22 protein-coding genes and 1 riboswitch are annotated in these 20338 nt (G+C 61.0%); of the genes, 9 read left to right on the top strand and 13 right to left on the bottom strand.

Translation table 11 applies throughout. From position 1 onward, the window contains the following. Positions 1-55: 55 nt before the first annotated feature. Both AB5Y53_RS20060 and AB5Y53_RS20055 read right to left on the bottom strand, forming a co-directional pair. Positions 56-538, bottom strand: coding sequence for a hypothetical protein (locus tag AB5Y53_RS20060; RefSeq protein ID WP_201888124.1), 483 nt, complete (start codon positions 536-538; stop codon positions 56-58). Then, positions 535-1200: an SURF1 family protein gene (locus tag AB5Y53_RS20055; RefSeq protein ID WP_223302514.1), complete on the bottom strand. Its 666-nt coding sequence runs from the start codon at positions 1198-1200 to the stop codon at positions 535-537. Before AB5Y53_RS20055 ends, AB5Y53_RS20060 begins: the two co-directional genes overlap by 4 nt. A gap of 78 nt (positions 1201-1278) precedes the next feature. On the opposite strand from AB5Y53_RS20055, the gene AB5Y53_RS20050 reads away from it, so the two are divergent. Continuing rightward, positions 1279-1485 (top strand): DUF2909 family protein, encoded by a 207-nt coding sequence (locus tag AB5Y53_RS20050; protein ID WP_043152873.1) that lies wholly within the window; start codon positions 1279-1281, stop codon positions 1483-1485. A gap of 8 nt (positions 1486-1493) precedes the next feature. On the opposite strand, the gene AB5Y53_RS20045 is transcribed toward AB5Y53_RS20050, so the two are convergent. From AB5Y53_RS20045 to AB5Y53_RS20020, 6 genes are all read right to left on the bottom strand, one after another. Further along, entirely contained in the window at positions 1494-2375 is an 882-nt protein-coding gene (locus AB5Y53_RS20045; protein ID WP_368183031.1) for a cytochrome c oxidase subunit 3, read from the bottom strand. A gap of 2 nt (positions 2376-2377) precedes the next feature. Continuing rightward, a complete protein-coding gene (locus AB5Y53_RS20040) occupies positions 2378-2932 on the bottom strand; it encodes a cytochrome c oxidase assembly protein (protein WP_368183029.1) in 555 nt (184 codons plus the stop codon). A 9-nt stretch (positions 2933-2941) separates the two neighbouring features. Further along, positions 2942-4540 carry a cytochrome c oxidase subunit I gene (gene ctaD / locus AB5Y53_RS20035; RefSeq protein ID WP_041211746.1) on the bottom strand — a complete coding sequence of 533 codons (1599 nt, stop codon included), beginning with the start codon at positions 4538-4540 and terminating at the stop codon, positions 2942-2944. Between the two features lie 9 nt (positions 4541-4549). Continuing rightward, positions 4550-5680, bottom strand: coding sequence for a cytochrome c oxidase subunit II (gene coxB / locus AB5Y53_RS20030; protein WP_233463043.1), 1131 nt, complete (start codon positions 5678-5680; stop codon positions 4550-4552). A 368-nt stretch (positions 5681-6048) separates the two neighbouring features. Beyond that, the gene (locus AB5Y53_RS20025) at positions 6049-8121 is read right to left on the bottom strand and encodes a tRNA(Met) cytidine acetyltransferase TmcA (RefSeq protein WP_368183028.1); all 2073 of its coding nucleotides are present in this window, start codon (positions 8119-8121) and stop codon (positions 6049-6051) included. Next, positions 8118-8432, bottom strand: coding sequence for an HlyU family transcriptional regulator (locus tag AB5Y53_RS20020; RefSeq protein ID WP_368183025.1), 315 nt, complete (start codon positions 8430-8432; stop codon positions 8118-8120). The genes AB5Y53_RS20025 and AB5Y53_RS20020 overlap by 4 nt, the downstream gene beginning before the upstream one ends. A 138-nt stretch (positions 8433-8570) precedes the next feature. On the opposite strand from AB5Y53_RS20020, the gene AB5Y53_RS20015 reads away from it, so the two are divergent. From AB5Y53_RS20015 to AB5Y53_RS20005, 3 genes are all read left to right on the top strand, one after another. Next, positions 8571-8777 (top strand): bacterioferritin-associated ferredoxin, encoded by a 207-nt coding sequence (locus AB5Y53_RS20015; RefSeq protein ID WP_368183024.1) that lies wholly within the window; start codon positions 8571-8573, stop codon positions 8775-8777. Between the two features lie 131 nt (positions 8778-8908). Then, positions 8909-9388, top strand: a complete 480-nt coding sequence (bfr, locus tag AB5Y53_RS20010; protein WP_010675778.1) for a bacterioferritin — start codon at positions 8909-8911, stop codon at positions 9386-9388. Positions 9389-9638: 250 nt separating this feature from the next. Continuing rightward, entirely contained in the window at positions 9639-10097 is a 459-nt protein-coding gene (locus AB5Y53_RS20005; RefSeq protein ID WP_368183022.1) for a methylglyoxal synthase, read from the top strand. Between the two features lie 99 nt (positions 10098-10196). Here the strand turns inward: AB5Y53_RS20005 and AB5Y53_RS20000 are convergent, their stop codons facing one another. After that, on the bottom strand, positions 10197-10784 hold the full coding sequence (locus AB5Y53_RS20000; RefSeq protein ID WP_041213974.1) for a superinfection exclusion B family protein: 588 nt from the start codon (positions 10782-10784) through the stop codon (positions 10197-10199). A gap of 190 nt (positions 10785-10974) precedes the next feature. Then, a riboswitch (yybP-ykoY riboswitch) is annotated at positions 10975-11081 on the top strand. 89 nt (positions 11082-11170) lie between these two features. Between AB5Y53_RS20000 and AB5Y53_RS19995 the strand changes: the two genes are divergently transcribed. Then, the gene (locus AB5Y53_RS19995; protein WP_368183020.1) at positions 11171-12157 is read left to right on the top strand and encodes a sodium:calcium antiporter; all 987 of its coding nucleotides are present in this window, start codon (positions 11171-11173) and stop codon (positions 12155-12157) included. 94 nt (positions 12158-12251) lie between these two features. On the opposite strand, the gene ansB is transcribed toward AB5Y53_RS19995, so the two are convergent. The 3 genes from ansB to AB5Y53_RS19980 form a co-directional block, all read right to left on the bottom strand. Next, positions 12252-13310, bottom strand: coding sequence for an L-asparaginase 2 (gene ansB, locus AB5Y53_RS19990; protein WP_048208529.1), 1059 nt, complete (start codon positions 13308-13310; stop codon positions 12252-12254). Between the two features lie 129 nt (positions 13311-13439). Next, a complete protein-coding gene (locus AB5Y53_RS19985) occupies positions 13440-13634 on the bottom strand; it encodes a heavy-metal-associated domain-containing protein (RefSeq protein WP_042015137.1) in 195 nt (64 codons plus the stop codon). A gap of 111 nt (positions 13635-13745) precedes the next feature. Then, a complete protein-coding gene (locus AB5Y53_RS19980; RefSeq protein ID WP_368183019.1) occupies positions 13746-14696 on the bottom strand; it encodes an AEC family transporter in 951 nt (316 codons plus the stop codon). Positions 14697-14830: 134 nt separating this feature from the next. Between AB5Y53_RS19980 and treR the strand changes: the two genes are divergently transcribed. The 4 genes from treR to AB5Y53_RS19960 all read left to right on the top strand — a co-directional run bounded on the left by treR (position 14831) and on the right by AB5Y53_RS19960 (position 19768). Then, positions 14831-15778 carry a trehalose operon repressor TreR gene (treR, locus tag AB5Y53_RS19975; protein ID WP_041211765.1) on the top strand — a complete coding sequence of 316 codons (948 nt, stop codon included), beginning with the start codon at positions 14831-14833 and terminating at the stop codon, positions 15776-15778. A gap of 186 nt (positions 15779-15964) precedes the next feature. After that, positions 15965-17395 carry a PTS trehalose transporter subunit IIBC gene (gene treB / locus AB5Y53_RS19970; RefSeq protein ID WP_039039721.1) on the top strand — a complete coding sequence of 477 codons (1431 nt, stop codon included), beginning with the start codon at positions 15965-15967 and terminating at the stop codon, positions 17393-17395. Between the two features lie 88 nt (positions 17396-17483). After that, complete coding sequence (gene treC / locus AB5Y53_RS19965; RefSeq protein WP_319901503.1) at positions 17484-19148, top strand: alpha,alpha-phosphotrehalase; 1665 nt, start codon at positions 17484-17486, stop codon at positions 19146-19148. After that, positions 19148-19768, top strand: a complete 621-nt coding sequence (locus tag AB5Y53_RS19960) for a sugar O-acetyltransferase (protein WP_319901501.1) — start codon at positions 19148-19150, stop codon at positions 19766-19768. Before treC ends, AB5Y53_RS19960 begins: the two co-directional genes overlap by 1 nt. Before the next feature lie 87 nt (positions 19769-19855). Here AB5Y53_RS19960 and AB5Y53_RS19955 read toward each other — a convergent pair whose 3' ends face one another. Next, the gene (locus AB5Y53_RS19955) at positions 19856-20314 is read right to left on the bottom strand and encodes an Lrp/AsnC family transcriptional regulator (RefSeq protein WP_039039724.1); all 459 of its coding nucleotides are present in this window, start codon (positions 20312-20314) and stop codon (positions 19856-19858) included. Between the last annotated feature and the right edge of the window lie 24 nt (positions 20315-20338).

The following is a 20338-nucleotide window of genomic DNA, read 5'->3' as shown; positions in this document are numbered from 1 at the left end:
CGCCTCGTTGACCGTGCAGTCACCAGAAGATGCGAGTCCCATGTCGGCTGCATCGTCACTGCACCCCACGCTGATACTTGAGCAGTTGCTGCAGATCCGACAGTACCGCCTTGCCAAGCAACGGCCAGGTCGTCGTACTGCCGGGCACCTCGTAACGCAAGATGGCCAGCCCGCGGTCGTCCACCAGCAGTATATCCCCCTCTCTCATTTCACTGTTTGTCTCGTGAGGTGGCGTCAACTGGACCAGTTCCAGCTTGTCCAGGTTGCGGCCAAGTGCAGCCTGGATGCGCGCCATCAGCACAGGGACCTGCCGGCATTGCCCCTCGCAGCGAGGGGCCACCAGATAGACCAGTCGCCATTGGTGCTGATGGGCAGGAAGCGGTTGCAACAGGTAGATCTCCTGGTGCAGCCAGTGCCCCTTGCTGCGCGTGCCGGGTTCATACCAGCCCTGGTGAAGAGTCAGAGCCGCCAGCACCACAGGCAGCAGGATCACCACAGCAAAGAGCGCTGGCACCCGCCAGCGTCGCCATCCGCTCATGGGGAGCACCTCCTCGTCAGCATGACCCCCCCTGACAGAACCACCAGCGCCAAGCCGAGCCATTGCACCGCATAGGCCCGGTGTTTTTCAGGAGGCATGACATTGTGCTGGTAGTGATAGAGGAATGGGGTTCGTCTTTGATACAACACGGCGTCTGCAAGCGGGGCTCCGATTGCCTGTCGCAGGGTCTCGACCCTGATGGATTGCAGCCGGTTCGGGTAGGGGCCTGGTTCTATGTTCTGTCCCAGCAGGAAGCCGCCGGGAGCCATGCGCAGCACACCTTCAAGGGTCATTGCGGCGGGGATGGCGGGATTGGGCAATTGCGACCTGTCGGATGGTGCGGGCACCCATCCCAGGTTGACCAGCAACAGTGAGGATCCCCCCTCTGCGCGTACCGGGATGAGCACGTCATAGCCAACCTCCCCGTTGACGATCTGGTTGTCCAGCAACCAGACATAAGGGCTGACCCACTCGGCTTTCCCTTGCAGAGGCTGGCCATCCAGTGACTCCGGGTGTTGCCAGTCGATCTGGGCCAATGTCCTTGGCCCGGCCTGCTGCATCTTTGCCATCTGCGCCAGCCAGGCCGTTTTTTCCATTCCGCGCTGCCACTGCCAGAACGCCAGCTTGCACAAACCGGCCGTCACCACCAGAGTGAACAACAAGACGAACCAGCGTCTGTGATGCCATGGTCGTCGCTTGTCTCGTGCAGCCGAATCGCGCATATCGAGGAGGATCCCAAGATGTTGATCAAGGTCGTTCTGATACTCATGCTGCTGCTCATCATCGGCCAGCTGTTTCACGCCCTCTGGCTGATGCTCAGTGCAGGCAATACGCAAAAGATGTCGGTACCTCTGGGCCGGCGCGTCTTCTTCTCCCTGCTGGTGGTCATCATACTGCTGCTCTCTCTCGCGATGGGCTGGCTGGAGCCCAACCCGCGCCCCTACTGAGCACGGCATCAAAGCAGGTAGACAAAGACGAACAGACAGAGCCAGACCACATCGACGAAGTGCCAGTACCAGGCCGCAGCCTGGAAAGCGAAATGACGCTGTGGGGTGAAATGATCCTTCAACATGATTCGCAGCCAGATGATGGTCAGGAAAAGGGTGCCCAGCAGCACGTGCAGTCCATGGAACCCGGTCAGAATGAAGAAGGTATTGCCATAGATGCCGGAATCCAGCCGCAGCCCGAGATCCCGATAGGCATGCAGATACTCATAGCCTTGAAACCACAGGAATGTCAGCCCGAGCACCACGGTTGCCAGCAACATCCCCTTGAGCCGCATGCGTCTGCCGTTTTCCAGACTCATGTGTGCAAACAGCAGGGTCACGGAGGAGCCGAGCAGGATCAGGGTATTGATGAGGGGGATCCCCTGCCAGGGCATGGCCTGGGTCGTGGTCCCGCCGGGTGTCTTGAGCAGAGGCCAGTGAGCGGTGAAATCCGGCCACAGCAGCTGGCCCGTCATCACCCTGTGGCCCGCACCATCCAGCCAGGGCACCGCAAGCTGGCGGGCATAGAACAGCACTCCGAAAAAAGCCAGAAAGAACATCACTTCAGAGAAGATGAACCAGACCATGCCCTGCCTGAAGGATCTGTCCATCTGGGCGCTGTAGAGCCCGGTCATGGACTCCCGGATGATGTGACGGAACCAGCCAAACAACATGAATGCCAGCAGGGCGACACCGGCCATCATCAGATACCGGCCGAAACCGGTCTGCCCACTCGCCACTTCATTGACCAGATGTCCCGCCCCCAACGCCAGGAAAAACAGTGCAATGGCACCAATGATGGGCCAGCGACTCTGGTCCGGGACATAATAGGTCTGGTTCACCTTGGCCATGGTCATTTCCTCTGTGCGAGTGCCGGTGCAGGTACGGACTCCGTGATGTCATAGAGCGAGTAGGAAAGCGTGATGGTATTGATGCTGTCCGGTAGTGCCGGATCGATATAGAACTTGAGCGGCATCAGCTTGCGCTGCCCTGCCCTCAGCTCCTGGCGATTGAAACAGAAACACTCCACTTTCTTCAGATAGGCTGCGGCGGGACCGGGAGAGACCGACGGGACCGCCTGACCCACCATGGTCCGCTCCGTGGGATTGAACACCCGAAAGTTGACCATCTTCACCTCCCCCGGCCGCACCGACAGCCGAGCCGTCTCACCGCTGAACTCCCACGGCATCCGGGTATCCGCATGAGCAAGAAACTCGATCTGGATGCTCCGCTTGCTGTCGATCACCGCCCGCTCCGTACTGGCCGCTTGATCAGACGTCTTGCCATTGAGGCCGGTGATCCGGCAGAAGACGTCATAAAGCGGCACCAGCGCAAAGGCAAAACCAAACATAACGAGCACGACCAGAGCCAGTTTTCTGAGCAAGGGGGCATGACTGACCTGGGTCATATGACCTCCCTAACGCTCTTCCGACCGGATATCCGGCGGAGTCTGGAAACTGTGATAGGGAGGGGGAGAAGAGAGCGTCCATTCCAGCCCCTCGGCCCCCTCCCATACCCGATCGCTCGCCTTGGCTCCGCCTCTGATGCATTTGACCACGCCCCAGACAAACAGCAGTTGGGACAGGCCGAAGGCAAAGCCCCCCAGGCTGATCAGCATGTTGAAGTCGGCAAATTGCAGGGCGTAATCGGGAATGCGGCGAGGCATGCCCGCCAACCCGACAAAATGCATGGGGAAAAACAGCACATTGACCGAGACGAGCGAACACCAGAAATGCCATTGGCCGAGCCGCTCGTCATACATGTGCCCCGTCCATTTCGGCAACCAGTAGTAGGCCGCAGCCAGGATCGAGAAGACGGCACCGGTCACCAGCACATAGTGGAAATGGGCCACTACGAAATAGGTGTCGTGATACTGAAAATCAGCCGGCGTCATGGCCAGCATCAGCCCGGAGAAACCGCCAATGGTGAACAGGGTGATGAAGGCGATGGCAAACAGCATGGGGGTCTCGAATGTCAGAGAACCACGCCACATGGTGGCAAGCCAGTTGAACACCTTTACCCCTGTCGGCACCGCGATCAGCATGGTGGTGTACATGAAGAACAGCTCCGCCACCACGGGCAATCCGGTGGTGAACATGTGGTGAGCCCAGACCATGAAGGAAAGCAAGGCGATGCTGCTGGTGGCATAGACCATGGAGCGATAACCGAACAGCTTCTTGCGGGAGAAGGTCGGAATGATGCTGGAGACGATGCCGAAAGCCGGCAATATCATGATGTAGACTTCCGGGTGCCCGAAGAACCAGAAAATGTGCTGAAACAGGACAGGATCCCCCCCACCTGCCGCATCGAAGAAACTGGTCCCGAAATACTTGTCCGTCAGCACCATGGTCACCGCAGCCGCCAGCACCGGCATGACAGCGATGAGCAGAAACGCCGTGATGAGCCAGGTCCAGACAAACAGCGGCATCTCCATCCAGCCCATGCCCGGCGCCCGCAGGTTGAAGATGGTCACGATGACGTTGATGGCCCCCATGATGGAGGAGATCCCCATGATGTGAATGGCAAAGACAAACAGGGCCGTGCTGTTGCCGCTGTACTGGGTAGACAGGGGGGCATAGAAGGTCCAGCCAGAACTGGGGCCGCCTCCCTCCATAAACAGGCTCGACAGGAGGATGAGGAAAGCAAACGGTAGGATCCAGAAGCTCCAGTTGTTCATGCGGGGCAGCGCCATGTCAGGGGCCCCAATCATGATGGGGATCAGCCAGTTGGCGAGGCCGGTGAAGGCGGGCATGACGGCACCAAAGACCATGATGAGGCCGTGTACTGTGGTCATCTGGTTGAAAAACAGGGGTTCCACCAGTTGCAGTCCGGGCTGGAACAGTTCTGCCCGGATCACCATGGCCATGGCGCCACCGGTAAAGAACATGGTGAGGGCAAAGCACAGATAGAGGGTACCGATGTCCTTGTGATTGGTGGTGTAGAGCCAGCGCCTCAGACCGGCCGCTGGCTGGTGGACATGTTCGCTGTGCGGGGTATCCGTGATTCCATCACTCATGCCGACGCCTCACTTGTCCTTGTCCGGATTGGCCGGGTTGAGAAGGGACTGCACCTCGGCTGGCTGCACAAGGTCACCGGTCTTGTTATCCCAGGCATTACGTTCATAGGTGATGACGGCGGCCAGTTCCTGCGCCGTCAACTGTTTGCCAAAAGGTTGCATCGCCGTACCACTTCGGCCGTGCAACACCGTATCCAGATGCTGGGCACGATGCTCCGCCTGTGTGGTCACCTTGCTGCCATTGAGCGCCGGGAAGATGCCGGGCAATCCGGAACCCGCGGGCTGATGACAGGCCGCACAGTGGCCCAGATAGACTTTCTCCCCCAGCGCCATGGCTTGTGGCAACGTCATGGTCTCCGCTGCCTGCGCCTGTTGCTGTGCCTTGGCGGTTGCCTGCTCGTCTCCCTTCCTGGCAATCCACGCCTCGAACTCCTCTGCGGATTTGGCCACCACAACCACAGGCATGAAACCGTGATCCTTGCCGCACAGCTCGGCACACTGCCCACGATAGGTGCCCGGCTTGTCGATCCGCGTCCAGGATTCGTTGATGTAGCCAGGATTGGCATCTTTTTTCACGGCAAAGGCGGGAACCCACCAGGAGTGGATGACATCGTCCGAGGTCATCAGGAAACGGATCTTCTTGCCGACCGGCAACACCAGAGGGTTATCCACCTCCAGCAGATAATTGCCGCCCTTGGGGGCATCACCGGAGATCTGCTGTTTGCTGGTCGCCAACAGGGAATAAAACGCCACCGGATACTCGAGGTATTTGTAATGCCATTTCCATTGCGAGCCCGTGACGAGGACGGTGAGATCGGCCTTGGAGGTATCCTCCATCTTCAACAGGGTCGAGGTTGCCGGTGCCGCCATCGCGATCAGTATCAACACGGGGATGGCCGTCCACAGCAACTCGATGCGGGTGCTTTCGTGAAACTGGGCGGCTTTGGCACCGCGCGATTTTCGATGGTGCACGATGGACCAGAACATGATGCCGAAGACGAGCAGACCGATGACGCAACAGATATAGAAAATCGTCATATGCAGGTCATAGACCTGCTGGCTGATGGCGGTCGCCCCGCGCGTCATGTTGAACCGGATCTCATTGGCAAAGGCGCTGCTGCTGATGAACCACATCATCATTCCGGCACCTGCCTGAGCTGCATCGTTTCTCACCTTGCACTCCCTGTGCACGTTGGAGAAGATGGCCTGCATTCAATACACCCAACACTAACCATCTGAAAATAATGCATTTATTAAAATTCATTTCACATTCAAGTATTAGTCCATATTCAGAAAAAACCAAAATGCAGACAGCCCTGACCAGGCTCATCAGAGCAGTGGCAATAGGCAAAACGCGAGCAGGGAAGAGGGAGAAACGGGTCCCGGGGTGGCCACGTCTTGAACGGGGAGAGCTTTAGCCATGGTGAGTCGAATCGATGTGCAGAACCCGGGAGGGGCCATGGGGTCCTCCCGGGCTCCGTGGTTTTCTGCCGTGCCAGAGGCGGGGGTCAGCCCGCTGGTGCTTGCTGAGCCAGCAGTCTGGCCAGCAGGGAGCGCAGTGCTTTTATCAGAGCGGGTTTGCCCGCGACGCCCTGCCGGGCAGCCAGCTCGGACCAGGACGCATATTGCCAGATGGTGGCGATCAGCAACCGTCGTTCATCCTGACTCAACGCATCCAGCATCATCACTTGCCGGAGCAGCCAGCGTTGCAGTGTCGCCTGGCACAATTCGAATGGCTTGTGATGGTGGGCAAAACAATCGAGTTCCCGATGCTCGAATTCATCCAGATCCGGCACATGAGTGACAGGTCCGCCTCTGAGGGATAGCCAGACCAGTTCGGTATCCAGCCTCTTGAGTTCACCCGCCAGCAGGGCCGGCAACTGGCTCATGAAACGCTGTCGCCATTGCGCCAGCTCGGCGTGATATTCCGATTGCAACGGCACCAGCAGCAAAGCTGCATGACTGCCGCTGGCCGCATCGCGCTGCAGACCAAGACGCAGCACCTTCAATCCCGCCTTGAGCCAGAATGGCAGCAGATCTGGACTGGCGGAGAAGGCAGATCCCAGATAATCGACCCCTAATGCCCGATAATGTGATACCAGCTTGCCCAGCAACCGGGACCCCAGCCCGAGACGATGAAGGGCAGGATGGATGGCGATGCGCATCACCCTGGCATAAGAGCGCTCCCCCGCCGTCACGAAACCGGCGTGGGCCAGCAGCGACTGGGGCAGCAGATGTCCACGAGGGCGCCTTCGTCCGGCCCAGATCGCATGTGCCAGATCAGGGGGTATATTGCCCTCCCGCGCGACCAGCGCCACCCCGAGCAACTCCTGTCCTTGCTCCATCAGATGAATGTCGAGATCCGGCCCCTCCAGCAAATACCGCAGATCGCTGGGGCTGGTCTGGTAGTGAGCCAGCACGAGCAGGCCGAACACCCGATTGAGCTGCGCGTCATCACGGGCCAGTTCATCTTGTCCGACCTGGCGCCAGGTCGGTGATGTCGGGGGATGAGGTGCCGATATGTCGGCATTCAGGCCAAGGAGCCGGAAGATCAGAGGCTCCAGCGGATCGCTTAGGCTCCAGCGAATGGGCTCCACCAGGTGCAGCTCCTGCCAATCCGGGGTTTGCTCATCGAGTATCCGCTTGAAGCGCAGATGGAAGCCGCGCCCCGTCCCCTCATAGCCGTGCTCCGTTGTAGCGAAGACAATGCGACTGTGACGGGCCAGCATGGCCTCCAGCAGTGGGGTCGGGATGGCGGCGGCCTCATCTACCAGCAGCAGATCCGCCAGCACGTCTCCTTGAGCGGCCCGATCAGGGGACACATAGCTCAGACCGGCCAGCCGCTCAGGCATCTCTGCCAGCACGCGCTCTGCATGGGCAAAAAGTGTCGCCACTGTAGCGTGGGAAGGGGCTGTCACCGCTATCCTCAAGGCCGGATCCCGACTCAGCAAGTCGGCGCTCGCCAGCCCCAGCACGGCGCTCTTGCCACGACCGCGATCGGCGCTCAGCACCAGGGGGCGACGGCGATGGCCGTGCAACACGTTGTGGATGGCGGGTAGCGCACGGGCCTGATCCGCGCTCAGCGGCCGGTCCCCGTCGATAGGCTGCCAAGTAATATCACAAGAGGCAGGCGTCAGATCTCGCGCCGGATCTTCTTCCAGCAACCGTACCAGACGGGAGATGAACCCCTGCCCGGCACGATCGACCTCCTCTGGCTGGGCGACCAGCCTCTGACGATCAGGGTCTGGGTAGGTCGGCCATGCCTCCCGCGGCGGGGTCAGCAGAAGCAAGAGCCCCCCAGCCCTCAATGTCCCCGCCAAGGCACCGAATGCATCGGGGTGAAAACCACTGAAGGCATTGAATACCAGGGTGTCGCACTCCTGACCGAGCCGTTGAAGCGCCTTGGCGGCAGGCTGCGGAGCATGACGCTCAGGACCCTGCCCCAGCCAGAACACCGCCCCCCACAGCAAGGATTCGGCACGAACGATGCAGTCATCCTGCTCCCCTTCCAGCCAGATCAGACGTCGCTCGCCGGCATGAGCGATAGCGTGGCGCAAGGCGAGCAGCTCGGCTGACATCATGGAGCTGGGCTGGCGTCTGGCTTCACACGGGGTTCAAACATGCGCTCCCCCATCTGGTCGATGAAGGTATGGGCCTTTTGCACCATGAAGCGCTCGGCATCCGCCGGGTTGGCAAAGAGATCGGAGCGGATGAAGCGATGGGTCTGTAATTGCCCGTCTATCTCCCTGGTGATGCGACCTGCCAGCCTGTATTGCCCCCCTTCCGCCATGGGCTCGGGATAGATGAGATAGCCCATGTATTCGATGGGCTCAACCTCGGGGCTCTGGGCGAGCTCTCCCTTGAACAGGGCATTGAATAGTTTTTTGAACATGTTCGCATCCTCTCTGATAAAGGCATTCTCCCCAAGGGTGGAATCACTGGCAAGCACGGGATCTTATTACCATTCGTTCTTTGCACTACGAACCATTCTCATTTAGATTTCATCTCATTCCAGCATGAGGTCCAGATTATGTACGTGTGTTTGTGCCGCGGCATCACAGATAACCAGATCCGCAAGGCGGTACAGGCAGGCAATACTGAATTCAGACAGTTGAAACAGTCGCTGGAAGTCGGTGCCCAATGTGGTAAATGTGTGCGCATGGCGATGGAGATCATCGCTACCGAAATCGACAAGATGGAGTCAGAGCAGGCACCGCTCTATTACGAAGTGGCGTAAAACCGCCGACTTCTCGTCTTCATCTCTCCTTCTGCCCTCCAGGGGACGACTTTCCCCATCACGTTATGGTCATGTTTCTGGACTAAGCTCTAGTGATCGTTGCCTAGGCTCGAAAACGAGGAGTAATGTCGATGAAAGGAGATCCCAAAATCATTGCCCACCTCAACAAGGTGCTGGCCAATGAGCTGGTTGCCATCAACCAATACTTCCTGCATGCCCGCATCTATGATGACTGGGGCCTCAAGGGGCTGGGGCACAAGGAGTATCACGAATCCATCGATGAGATGAAACATGCCGACGAGCTGGTCAAGCGGGTGCTGTTTCTGGAAGGGCTGCCCAACTTGCAGGATCTGGGCAAGCTGCGCATCGGTGAGACGGTGGAAGAGATGTTGCGCTGTGACTTGTCTCTGGAGATGGACGCCATCCCCGACCTGAAAGTCGCCATCACCTATGCCGAGTCCGTGCAGGACTACGTCAGCCGCGACCTGTTCCAAGAGATCCTGGAAGATGAAGAGGAGCATGTGGACTGGCTGGAAACCCAGCTCGATCTCATCGCCCGTATCGGTCTGGAAAACTACCAGCAATCCCAGCTCCATGCCGAGTCATCCTGAATCGCGATGACATCAAGAGACAATCCCAACCCGCCCAGGCGGGTTTTTTCATGGCACCAGCGGCAGAGATCTTGCCCAACGATAGGGTAGCCAACCTGGTTGCTGACAAGGCAGGCCAGAGGCTGTCAGGATGGCAGGCGCCGGATTGAACCGCCTCCGGGATCACAGTTACGATGCATGGGGCAGCGGCAGGCGCCGCTTTCGATTAGGATACGACCCCATTCCCATCATTTTGCTACGGATGACCTCCATGGAACTGATTGCACGCGAGATGGCGCCCCACAAACGGGTTGCCCTGGTGGCTCACGACAACATGAAAGCCCCTCTGCTGAACTGGGTGCTGCGCCGCAAGGAGGAGCTCAAGCTCCACCATCTCTATGCGACCGGCACCACGGGCACCCTGCTCGGCAAGAAGGCACAGCTGCCCATTACCTGCCTCTTCTCCGGCCCCATGGGAGGGGATCAGCAACTCGGCGCCCTCATCGCCGAAGGGAAGATAGACGTGATGATCTTCTTCTGGGATCCCCTCAATCCCGCCGCCCACGATCCTGACGTCAAGGCCTTGCTGCGCCTCGCGGCCGTCTGGAACATTCCGGTCGCCACCAACGAGGCGACGGCGGACTTCATCATGGACAGCCCGCACATGCAGCAGGCATTCAGCATCCAGGTGCCCGACTACGCCGGCTACCTCAAGGCCAGAACCGAGTAACCCACGCTAGACAGCAAAGAGCCGGAACCGAGTAACCCACGCTAGACAGCAAAGAGCCGGAACAGATGTCCGGCTCTTTTCTTTCATGGGGGGAGAAGGTCAGCGCTGGAGGCTTTTCTGCGCGAATTTGGGCCTGGCATTCATGATCTGCTCCACCTGCTCGTCGCTCATCTTGCCCCGCGACAGTCCCAGAACCTTGTAGGTCAGCAGAGGGCGCGCCGGCAGGGCGATCATCAGGGCGCGGATCTGGTTCTCGTCCTCCTTCTCTCGCGCCGGCTTGCCGTAGGCGTAGGTGAGCACGCCGGCATCCATCAGGTTTTTGACGGCGGGTTCGGTGATCGGCAGGTTTATGACGCTTTTCCGTTGCAGTACGAACTCCCGCAGCACCGCCTTCTCGTTGAAGTCGAGGAAGCCAATCATCTGGGCCAGTTGATCCTGCTGGCGGCGGGACTGCCACTCGTCACAGGCCCACTCCCAGGCGATCAGGAAGCCCTGACTGCAGAAATAGGAGATGGCGATCAACATGCCGACCCCAAGCCAGGCCGCATGAGCCGTGGCCCACTGGCTCACGGCGCCTTTCATCAATCCGGCCGGAAACAGCAGGATGATGCTGCAGCAAAGCAGCAGCCAGACCATCAGCCAGTTGAGGCGATTAAGCTGGTAAAAATGTTGGATCCACCGTTTCATCGTTCACCCTTCCCAAGTCAATGTGGACAGTAGCCAACTCGTAGCAATCGCTGTGCCAGCACAAGGATCCTCGTAAAAAGATCAGGATCCCGGACGGGAGAGTCGAGGGGTTGTCACATCCTTTTACAACTTGTCGCGCGGATCATCCCCTGTTGGCCTTGCGCCTCACCGAGCCACTTGGTAAAAAGCCCGCACTGTCACTGGGGAGTAGCAACCCGCCCGAAATCCGGGCAGGGCCCATGTCAACACTCTTGGATCCACAGATCCATGGCATGGGCGGCGATAGCACCTATCGTCCTGCAAGACCTTTGGCCTCGATATGCACGCCAGCCGGGCGAGCCGTATCGGGTCCATCGGTTGTTCTGCTCGCCTGGCGGTTACTCATCATGCTGATCACCCTGCTGTTATTTCTGATCTCTGCCGTCACCATCTATCTGGCCTGCGAATACTTCGTCAACGGCATCGAATGGACCGGCCATCATTTCAAACTGTCCCAAAGCGCCACCGGTTCTCTGCTGGCGGCCCTCGGCACGGCCCTGCCCGAATGTATCGTCACCCTGACCGCCCTGCTGATGGGGGATGCCCCCGCCCAGCAGCAGATAGGCATAGGTGCGGCCCTCGGCGGTCCCCTGGTGCTCTCCACCCTTGGCTATGCCGCCGTTGGCGTGACCCTGCTGCTGTGCATGAGCCGGGAGCACAGAGCCATCAATGGCGAGGTGCAGCGCGAAATAGGCCGCGATCAGGCCTGGTTTGCCGGCATCTTCCTGCTGGCCGTGCTGCTTGGCATGGTGGCCTTCACCGGTAAAACCTGGCTGGCCCCCCTGTTCGTGCTGATCTACCTCCTCTATGTGCGACGTGAGCTGAAACAGACCGACAGCCACGAGGCCGAATTGCCCTCCCCCCTCAAGCTGGATCCGCACGCCAGGATCCCGGCGCTCGGCAAGGTGCTGCTGCAAACCCTGGTGGCGCTCGGTGTGGTGGCGCTGGCGGCCCAGCTGTTCGTTCACCAGCTGGAGAGCATGGGCGAGCTGTTCGGTCTCTCTCCGGTGCTGGCGGCCCTGCTGCTGAGCCCGGTGGCGACCGAGATGCCCGAGCTGATGAACGTGCTCATCTGGGTGCGGCAGGGCAAACACCGGCTGGCACTGGCCAATATCTCGGGGGCCATGATGATCCAGGGCACCATTCCCAAGGCGTTCTGCCTGCTGTTCACCCCCTGGCTGCTGGACAGCACCATGATGGCCTCCTCCCTGGTGACGCTGCTGGCGGTCGCGCTGCTGTGGTGGGGGTTCAGTCGGGAGCGGATGACGGCGGGCAGGCTCGCCCTGGTGGGGCTGGTTTACCTGGGTTTCTGCGGCTGGCTGATGATGAGCTGAGGGCCGGCATCTGCCTCTGGCGCAACAAGAAAGGGCAGGATCCCATCCTGCCCTTCATCTCACGGGGTAGTGTCAATCAGGCCGAGCCGAGGTCTTAGAACTGCTGGAACCAGCGCTGGATCTGGGCCGGATCCTTGCTCTGGGTCAGGGCGAGCATCAGCAGCACCCGCGCTTTCTGCGGGTTGAGGGTCTCGGCGGCGACGAAGCCGTACTTGGCGTCATCGATCTCGGCATCCAGGGTGGTGGAACCGGTCGGCACGCGGGCGGAGCGCACCACGCGAATGCCGTCCTTGCTCGCCTTGGCCAGGGTGTCGAACAGGGTGTGGTAGAGGTTGCCGTTGCCCACCCCGGCGCTGACGATGCCGTCAAACTTGGCATCCACCAGGGCCTTGGCCGGCAGGTCCGAGGCGTTGGCGTAGCTGTAGACGATGCCGACCTGGGGCAACTTGTCGAGCTTGCTCACGTCGAACGGGGTCTTGCTGGTGTGCTGGCGGGCCGGGCTGCGCTGGTAGTCGATCTTGCCGTTGTGGATGTAGCCGAGCGGGCCGAAGTTGGGGGAGGCGAAGGTCTGCACTCCTGTGGTGTTGGTCTTGGTGACGTCGCGGGCATCCAGCACGGTGTCGTTCATCGCCACCATGACGCCACGTCCCTTTGAGGCGGGGTCGGAGGCAGTCACCACGGCGTTGTAGAGGTTCATGGGGCCGTCGGCGCTCATGGCGGTGGAGGGGCGCATGGCACCCACCAGCACCACCGGCTTATCGCTCTTGACGGTCAGATTGAGGAAGTAGGCGGTCTCCTCCATGGTGTCGGTGCCGTGGGTGATGACGATGCCGTCCACGTCATCCCTGGCCAGCAGCGCGTTGACGCGCTTGGCGAGCGTGAGCCACACCTCGTCGTTCATGTCCTGGGAGCCGATCTTGACCACCTGCTCACCCTGCACGTCGGCCACGTTTTTCATCTCGGGCACGGCGGCGATCAGCGTCTCGATGGCCACCTTGCCGGCCTCGTAGTTGGACTGTGTGGCGGACTGGCCCGCCCCGGCGATGGTGCCGCCGGTGGCCAGAATGTGCACGCTGGGCAGCGCCATGGCCATGGGGGAGAGGGTCAGGCCTAGTACGGCGGCGATCAGGGTCTTGCGAATGGGAAGGGTCATGCTGCAATCCTTTTGGATGAGGGAATTGCAGCATTTTTATTCTTTTTAAACGGGATTTAAGTGATCATTCTCACCAATAAAAAGAAGTAAACAGAATATTAGTCCGATTTATACCAATTAAGTGATAATTCACTCTACCTGAAAGCCTCTCGCCTCGATCAGGGCGATCAACTCGGCTTTGCTCAGCTCACTCTCGATGACAGCCTGGCGGCTGGCAAAGTCGACCGTGGCGGTGCGGACTGCTGGCTGGGCCAGCAAGGCCTTTTGCAGGCTGGCAGCGCAGCCGCCGCAAGACATGCCGGTAACGGTGAGTTCGATGGTCATGGGCTCTCTCCTCTGTCGATGTGACATCAGCCTAAAGCTGCCGCCTCCGGCAAGGTCAAGGGCGAATGCCGATCCCGTCAACCCCGGGTCGTGCATCATGGCGGCACCCCATCACCCCATCAGTCCCAGGTAGTTCATCAGGGCGGCCCCCAGGCTGGTGGTGACGAGCGAGCCCAGGGTGGTGGTGGCGATGATGTTGGCCGCCAGGGCGCTGTCACCGCCCATGGCGCGGGTCATCACATAGCTGGCGGCGGCGGTGGGGGTAGAGCTGATGAGAAACAGGATGCCGAGGGCCTGCGGGCTGAAGCCGAGGGCCCAGGCCCCCAGCACCAGCAGCACGGGGATGCAGCACAACCGGTTGACCGTGGCCCAGCCAGTCAGCATGGCGCCGCCGCGCAGGGCCTTGAGGTTGAGGCTGGCGCCGGTGCACAGCAGGGCCAGCGGCAGGGTCATGTTGGCGAAATAGTTGCCCGTGCTGATGACCAGCTGGGGCAGTTCGATGCCGAGCAGACCGAAGGGCAGGGCCGCCAGAATGGCGATGATGAGGGGGTTTTTGACGATCCCCTTGAGTATGGGGGCGAGCCCCTTTCCGCCCCCCAGGCTGCGGGTCAGGGTGATCACCGCGAGGATGTTGTAGAGCACTGTGATGGAGCCCACCAGCAGGGCGGCGGCCCCTATCCCTTCCGGGCCGTAGGCGTTTTGCACATAGGCCAGCCCCATGATCCCCATGTTGCCGCGAAAGCTGCCCTGCACGAAGATGCCCCGCAGTTTCTGCTCGCTGATGAAACGGGCCGCCAGCACCTCCAGCACCAGGAAACCGGCGAAGGTACCGAGCAGGCCGTAGAGGATGAGCCAGGGGCTCGGCATGGTGGAAAAATCGGTGCGCACCATGCTCAAAAACAAGAGAGCTGGCAGGGTGACCTGGAACACCAGACGGGAGGCGGACTCGACGAAGCTGTCGGGCAAGAGACCCAGCCGCTTGAGCCAGATGCCGAGTACCAGCACCAGACAGATGGGGCCCGTGATGGAGAGAGAGAAGTGCAGACTTGCCAACAGATCCATGATGCGCGTCCTGTGCAACGGCGAAGAAAGTCGCCTGGGAAAGGGCATTCTAACGCCATGGGCTTGTATTCACAGGAGTTAATCACAACAATGTCTGCATCCCGGTTGTCGCCCTCCCCTGTCACGGATCCCCCATGGAAAAGAAACTGACCATCCTCGATATCGCTCGCCTCAGCGGGGTCGGCAAGTCGACCGTCTCCCGGGTGCTCAATCAGGATCCCAAGGTCAATGCCCAGACCAGGGCCAGGGTCGAATCGGTGATCGCCCAGCACGGTTTCGTCCCGAGCAAATCGGCGCGGGCCATGCGCAGCCAGAGCCAGCAGGTGGTCGGCATCGTGGTGTCGCGCCTCGACTCCAGCTCCGAGAATCAGGCGGTGCGCGGCATGCTGGAGACCCTCTACCAGCGTGGCTACGACGCCGTGCTGATGGAGAGCAAGTTCTCCCCCGCCAAGGTGAGCGAGCACCTGGCGGTGCTGGAGCGGCGCGGGGTGGACGGCATCATCCTGTTTGCCTTCAACGATCTGGACTATGCCGCCATGGCGCCGCTCAGGGAGAAACTGGTGCTGATGGCCCGTGAGCGCCCCGGCTTCTCGTCGGTCTGCTTCGACGATGACGGGGCGGTGCGCGCCGTGCTCGCCCACCTCGGGGAGCGTGGCCTGACCGAGGTCGCCTATCTCGGGGTGGAACGCAGCGATCTCACCACCGGGCTGCGTCGGCATCAGGCTTACCTCGACTACTGTCGGGAACAGGGGCGCACACCCCGCAGCGCCCTCGGGGATCTCGGTCTGCAAAGCGGCTATCGGCTCGCGGCCGAGCTGCTCACCCCCACCACCCAGGCCATGGTCTGTGCCAGCGACACCCTGGCCATCGGCGCCGCCAAATACCTGCAGGAGCAGGGTCGCACCGACATCCTGGTGAGCGGCCTTGGCAGCAATCCCATGCTGACTTTCCTCTTTGCCAACACCCTCAGCCTGGATTTCGGCTACAAGGATGCCGGCATCCTGGCCGCCAGACAGCTGCTCGATCAGATTGAAGAGGGCCAGCCCCCCAGAGCGACCATCGCCCCCTGTCAGCCCTTGTAGTCTATCTTTTCCTCCATTCCCGGCGTTTTGCGCTTTTTGTGACCAGCGCCACGAATTGGGAACGTTCCCATTGCCGATGCCAGCCACTGGCTGCATGCTGATTGGGAACGATACCAATAAACGGGCGGTCCTTGGCCAGCCGGTAAAGACACGACCATTATTCATGGAGTCACAGAGGGAAGGCTCATGTCAAAAGTCAACACACAGCATCTGGCGCAGCTGATCGAGCGGATCGGCGGCAAAGAGAACATCACCACTGTCAGCCACTGCCTGACCCGGCTCAGGTTCGTGCTGGCCGATCCGGCCAAGGCCGATCCCAAGGCCATCGAGACCATCCCTTCGGTGAAGGGGAGCTTCACCCAGGGCGGCCAGTTCCAGGTGGTGATCGGCAACGAGGTGGATCAGTGGTACAAGGCGCTCACCCAGGAGATCGGCGTGAGCGGTGGCAGCAAGGAGGCCGCCAAGCAGGCCGCCCGCCACAACATGAACCCGTTGGAGCGCGGCATCTCCCACCTGGCGGAGATCTTCGTCCCCCTGCTGCCCGCCATCATCACCGGTGGTCTGATCCTGGGCTTTCGCAACGTCATCGGCGACATCAAGATGTTCGACGACGGCACCCACACCCTCACCGAGATCAGCCAGTTCTGGGCCCAGGTGCACGCCTTCCTCTGGCTGCTGGGTGAAGCCATCTTCCACTTCCTGCCGGTAGGTGTCTGCTGGTCTGCGGTGAAGAAGATGGGCGGCTCCGAGATCCTCGGCATCGTGCTGGGTATCACGCTGGTGTCGCCGCAACTGATGAACGCCTATGGCATCGGCCAGCAGACCCCGGAAGTGTGGGACTTCGGCCTCTTCGTCATCCAGAAGGTGGGGTATCAGGCCCAGGTCATTCCGGCACTGCTGGCGGGGGTCTTCCTCGCCTGGGTGGAGACCAGCCTCAAGCGCATCATCCCGGCCTATCTCTACCTGGTGATTGTGCCCTTCATCTCCCTGCTGCTGGCGGTGATCGTGGCCCACGCCCTGATCGGTCCGTTCGGCCGCTGGATTGGTGACGGCGTCGGCTTTGCTGCCAAGGCGGCCATGACGGGTTCGTTTGCCCCCATCGGCGCCGCCCTGTTCGGCTTCCTCTATGCGCCCCTGGTCATCACCGGCATCCACCACACCACCAACGCGGTGGACCTGCAACTGATGCAGAGCATGGGCGGCACCCCCATCTGGCCGCTGATCGCCCTCTCCAACATCGCCCAGGCGTCTGCGGTCGTCGGCATCATCCTGATCAGCCGCAAGGAGAACGAGCGGGAGATCTCGGTCCCGGCCGCCATCTCCGCCTATCTCGGGGTGACCGAGCCGGCCATGTACGGCATCAACCTCAAGTACAAGTTCCCCATGCTGTGCGCCATGGTGGGCTCAAGCTGTGCGGCTCTCATCTGCGGCTTCGCCGGTGTGATGGCCAACGGCATCGGGGTGGGCGGCCTGCCGGGCATCCTCTCCATCCAGCCGCAATACTGGGGCATCTACGCCATCGCCATGCTGGTGGCCATCGTGGTCCCCGCCCTGCTGACCCTGCTGGTCTACAAGCGCCAGCAGGCTGCCGGCAAGCTGGATCTGGCCACGGCCTGATCCACACAACCTCGGCGGAGCCCTGGCTCCGCCTTTTATCGTTGCCCTGTTCCAACTAATCCGGTTTCAACCAATGAGCGAACCAACCATGACACAGACACCCTGGTGGCAAAGCGCCGTGATTTACCAGATCTACCCCAAAAGCTTTCAGGATTCCGGCGCCCGTGGCACCGGTGATCTCAAGGGGATCATGGCCCGCCTCGATTACCTCAAGACGCTGGGGGTCGATGCCCTCTGGCTGACCCCGGTCTACGTCTCCCCCCAGGTGGACAACGGCTACGACATCGCCGATTACCTCAACATAGATCCCGCCTACGGCACCATGAGCGATTTCGAAGCGCTCCTGGCCGCCGCCCATGCGCGCGGCATCCGCATCGTGATGGATATCGTGGTCAACCACACCTCCACCGAGCACGCCTGGTTCAAGTCGGCACTGGGGGACAAGAACAGCCCCTATCGCGACTACTACATCTGGAAAGATCCGGTGGACGGCGGCGTGCCCAACAACTGGCAATCCAAGTTTGGCGGCAGCGCCTGGGAGCTGGATCCGGCCACAGGCCAGTACTACCTGCACCTCTTTGCCCGCGAGCAGGCGGATCTCAACTGGGAGAACCCGGCCGTGCGCGCCGAGGTGAAGAAGATCATCCATTTCTGGGCGAAGAAAGGGGTGGACGGTTTTCGCCTCGACGTCATCAACCTCATCTCCAAGGATCAGGCATTCCCTGACGACGAGGTAGGGGATGGCCGCCGCTTCTACACCGACGGGCCGCGCATCCACGAATTTTTGCAGGATGTGAGCCGCGACGTCTTCGCCCCCGTGGGGGCCATGACGGTGGGCGAGATGTCTTCCACCAGCCTGGAACACTGCCAGCGCTATGGCGCGCTGGATGGTTCCGAGCTCTCCATGGTGTTCAACTTCCATCACCTCAAGGTGGATTACCCGCGCGGCGACAAGTGGACCAAGGCCCCGTTCGATTTCCTCGAACTCAAGCGCATCTTCAACCACTGGCAGAGCGGTATGCATGGCAAGGGGTGGTCGGCGCTCTTCTGGTGCAACCACGATCAGCCGCGCATCGTCTCCCGTTTCGGCGATGAGGGCGAGCATAGGGTGGTCGCCGCCAAGATGCTGGCCAGCACGCTGCACGGCCTGCAAGGCACCCCCTACATCTATCAGGGGGAGGAGATCGGCATGACCAACCCCGGTTATCAGCGCATCGATGACTATCAGGATGTGGAGAGCCGCAACATCTTCGCCATCAAGCAGGCGGAAGGGATGAGCGAGGCCGAGATCCTCGCCATTCTCGGTGCCAAGTCCCGGGACAACTCGCGTACTCCGATGCAGTGGAGCGCCGCCTCCAACGCCGGTTTCACCAGCGGGACGCCCTGGCTCAAGCCTGCCGCCAACTATTCCGAGATCAATGCCGAGGCGGCGCTAGCCGACCAGCACTCGGTGTTCTGGCACTATCGGGATCTCATCGCCCTTCGCAAGGCGCACCCCATCTTCACTCAGGGGGATTATCAGGAGCTGCTGACCGGGCACCCGCAGATCTGGGCCTATGTCCGCCGCGCCGACGGTCAGACCCTGCTGGTGGTGAGCAACTTCTATGGCGAGCCGGCGGCCTTCGAGCTGCCGGCCGAGCTGGCCGGTGGCAAGGGGCAGCTGCTGCTTGGCAACTACCCGGATAGCCCGGCCCGCCCGCAATCCTGCAAGCTGCGCCCTTACGAATCCCTGATCTGGCTGATGGAGCAATGATGGCTGACGCAACAACAGTGCAGCGGCCCGCCGTGCGTGGCCCCGAGTGGCAGAAGATGGTGGCGGGAGCGCCCTATGATGCAGGGGACCCCGAACTGCGGGCTGCGCGGGAGCAGTGCCGCGCCCTGCTGGGAGAACTGAACCGGGAACGAACCGATGCCCCTGGCTGGGATGAGCGCCTCACCCGCCTGCTGGGTGGCCGCGCAGAACGCTGTTTCATCACGCCCCCCTTCTTCTGCGACTATGGCGCCAACATCTTTGTCGGCGAGAATTTCTACGCCAATTTCAACTGCACCATCCTGGATGTGTGCGAGGTACACATAGGCGACAACGTGCTGCTGGCCCCCGGAGTGCAGATCTACACCGCTACCCACCCGGTGGCGGTAGCGCCGCGCATCAAGGGGGTGGAGTTCGGCAAGCCGGTGCGCATCGGCAACAACGTCTGGATTGGGGGCAGCGTCGTCATCTGCCCGGGCGTCACCATAGGGGACAACAGCGTCATCGGGGCGGGGTCCGTTGTCACCAGAGACATTCCGGCAGGCGTGGTGGCGGTCGGCAATCCCTGCCGGGTCTTGCGCCCCATGACGGCAGAGGAGCTGGCGCCCGGGGAACCTGGCTGACACAGAAGGGGCAGGCCGTACCTGCCCCTGTTCCTTTCCCTGACGGCGCTCCCGCAATGTCGGCAAGGCTTCGGCGCAGCCCCCTCTTTACCCGGGCAGCAAGGCGCCGCAACGCTTGTGCTGTCCCATGACCACCAGAGTCTTGAAACTGCGCACCTGGTCCCTGGCATGGAGCACCCGACGGGTGAACTGCTCGTAACTTTGCATGTCCCTGGCGGCCACTTGCAGCACGAAGTCCTGCTCCCCCGTCACATACCAGAGATCCATCACCTCGGGTTCCCGCTGCAGGCTGGCGATCATCTCATCGACGATGCGGCCATGATCCCGCTCCAGGGTCACCAGCACCAGCATGGTGATGGGCCAGCCCATGGTGGACGGTGCCACCAGCGCCACTTCCCGCTCGATGAGACCGGACTCCCGCAAGGCGCGGACGCGGCGGTAGCAGGCTGGGGCGGAAAGACCGACCCTGTGGGCCAGCTCCGGCGTGGGCAGACGGGCATCCTGTTGCAGCTCGGCGAGGATGAGCAGATCAAATTTGTCGGTCATGGGGTTCATTAGATAAAAATTATC

It is taken from the genome of Aeromonas sp. R7-5 (assembly GCF_040908015.1).
GTDB lineage: Bacteria > Pseudomonadota > Gammaproteobacteria > Enterobacterales > Aeromonadaceae > Aeromonas > Aeromonas caviae.
This window is presented reverse-complemented; position numbering and strand designations above follow the sequence as displayed.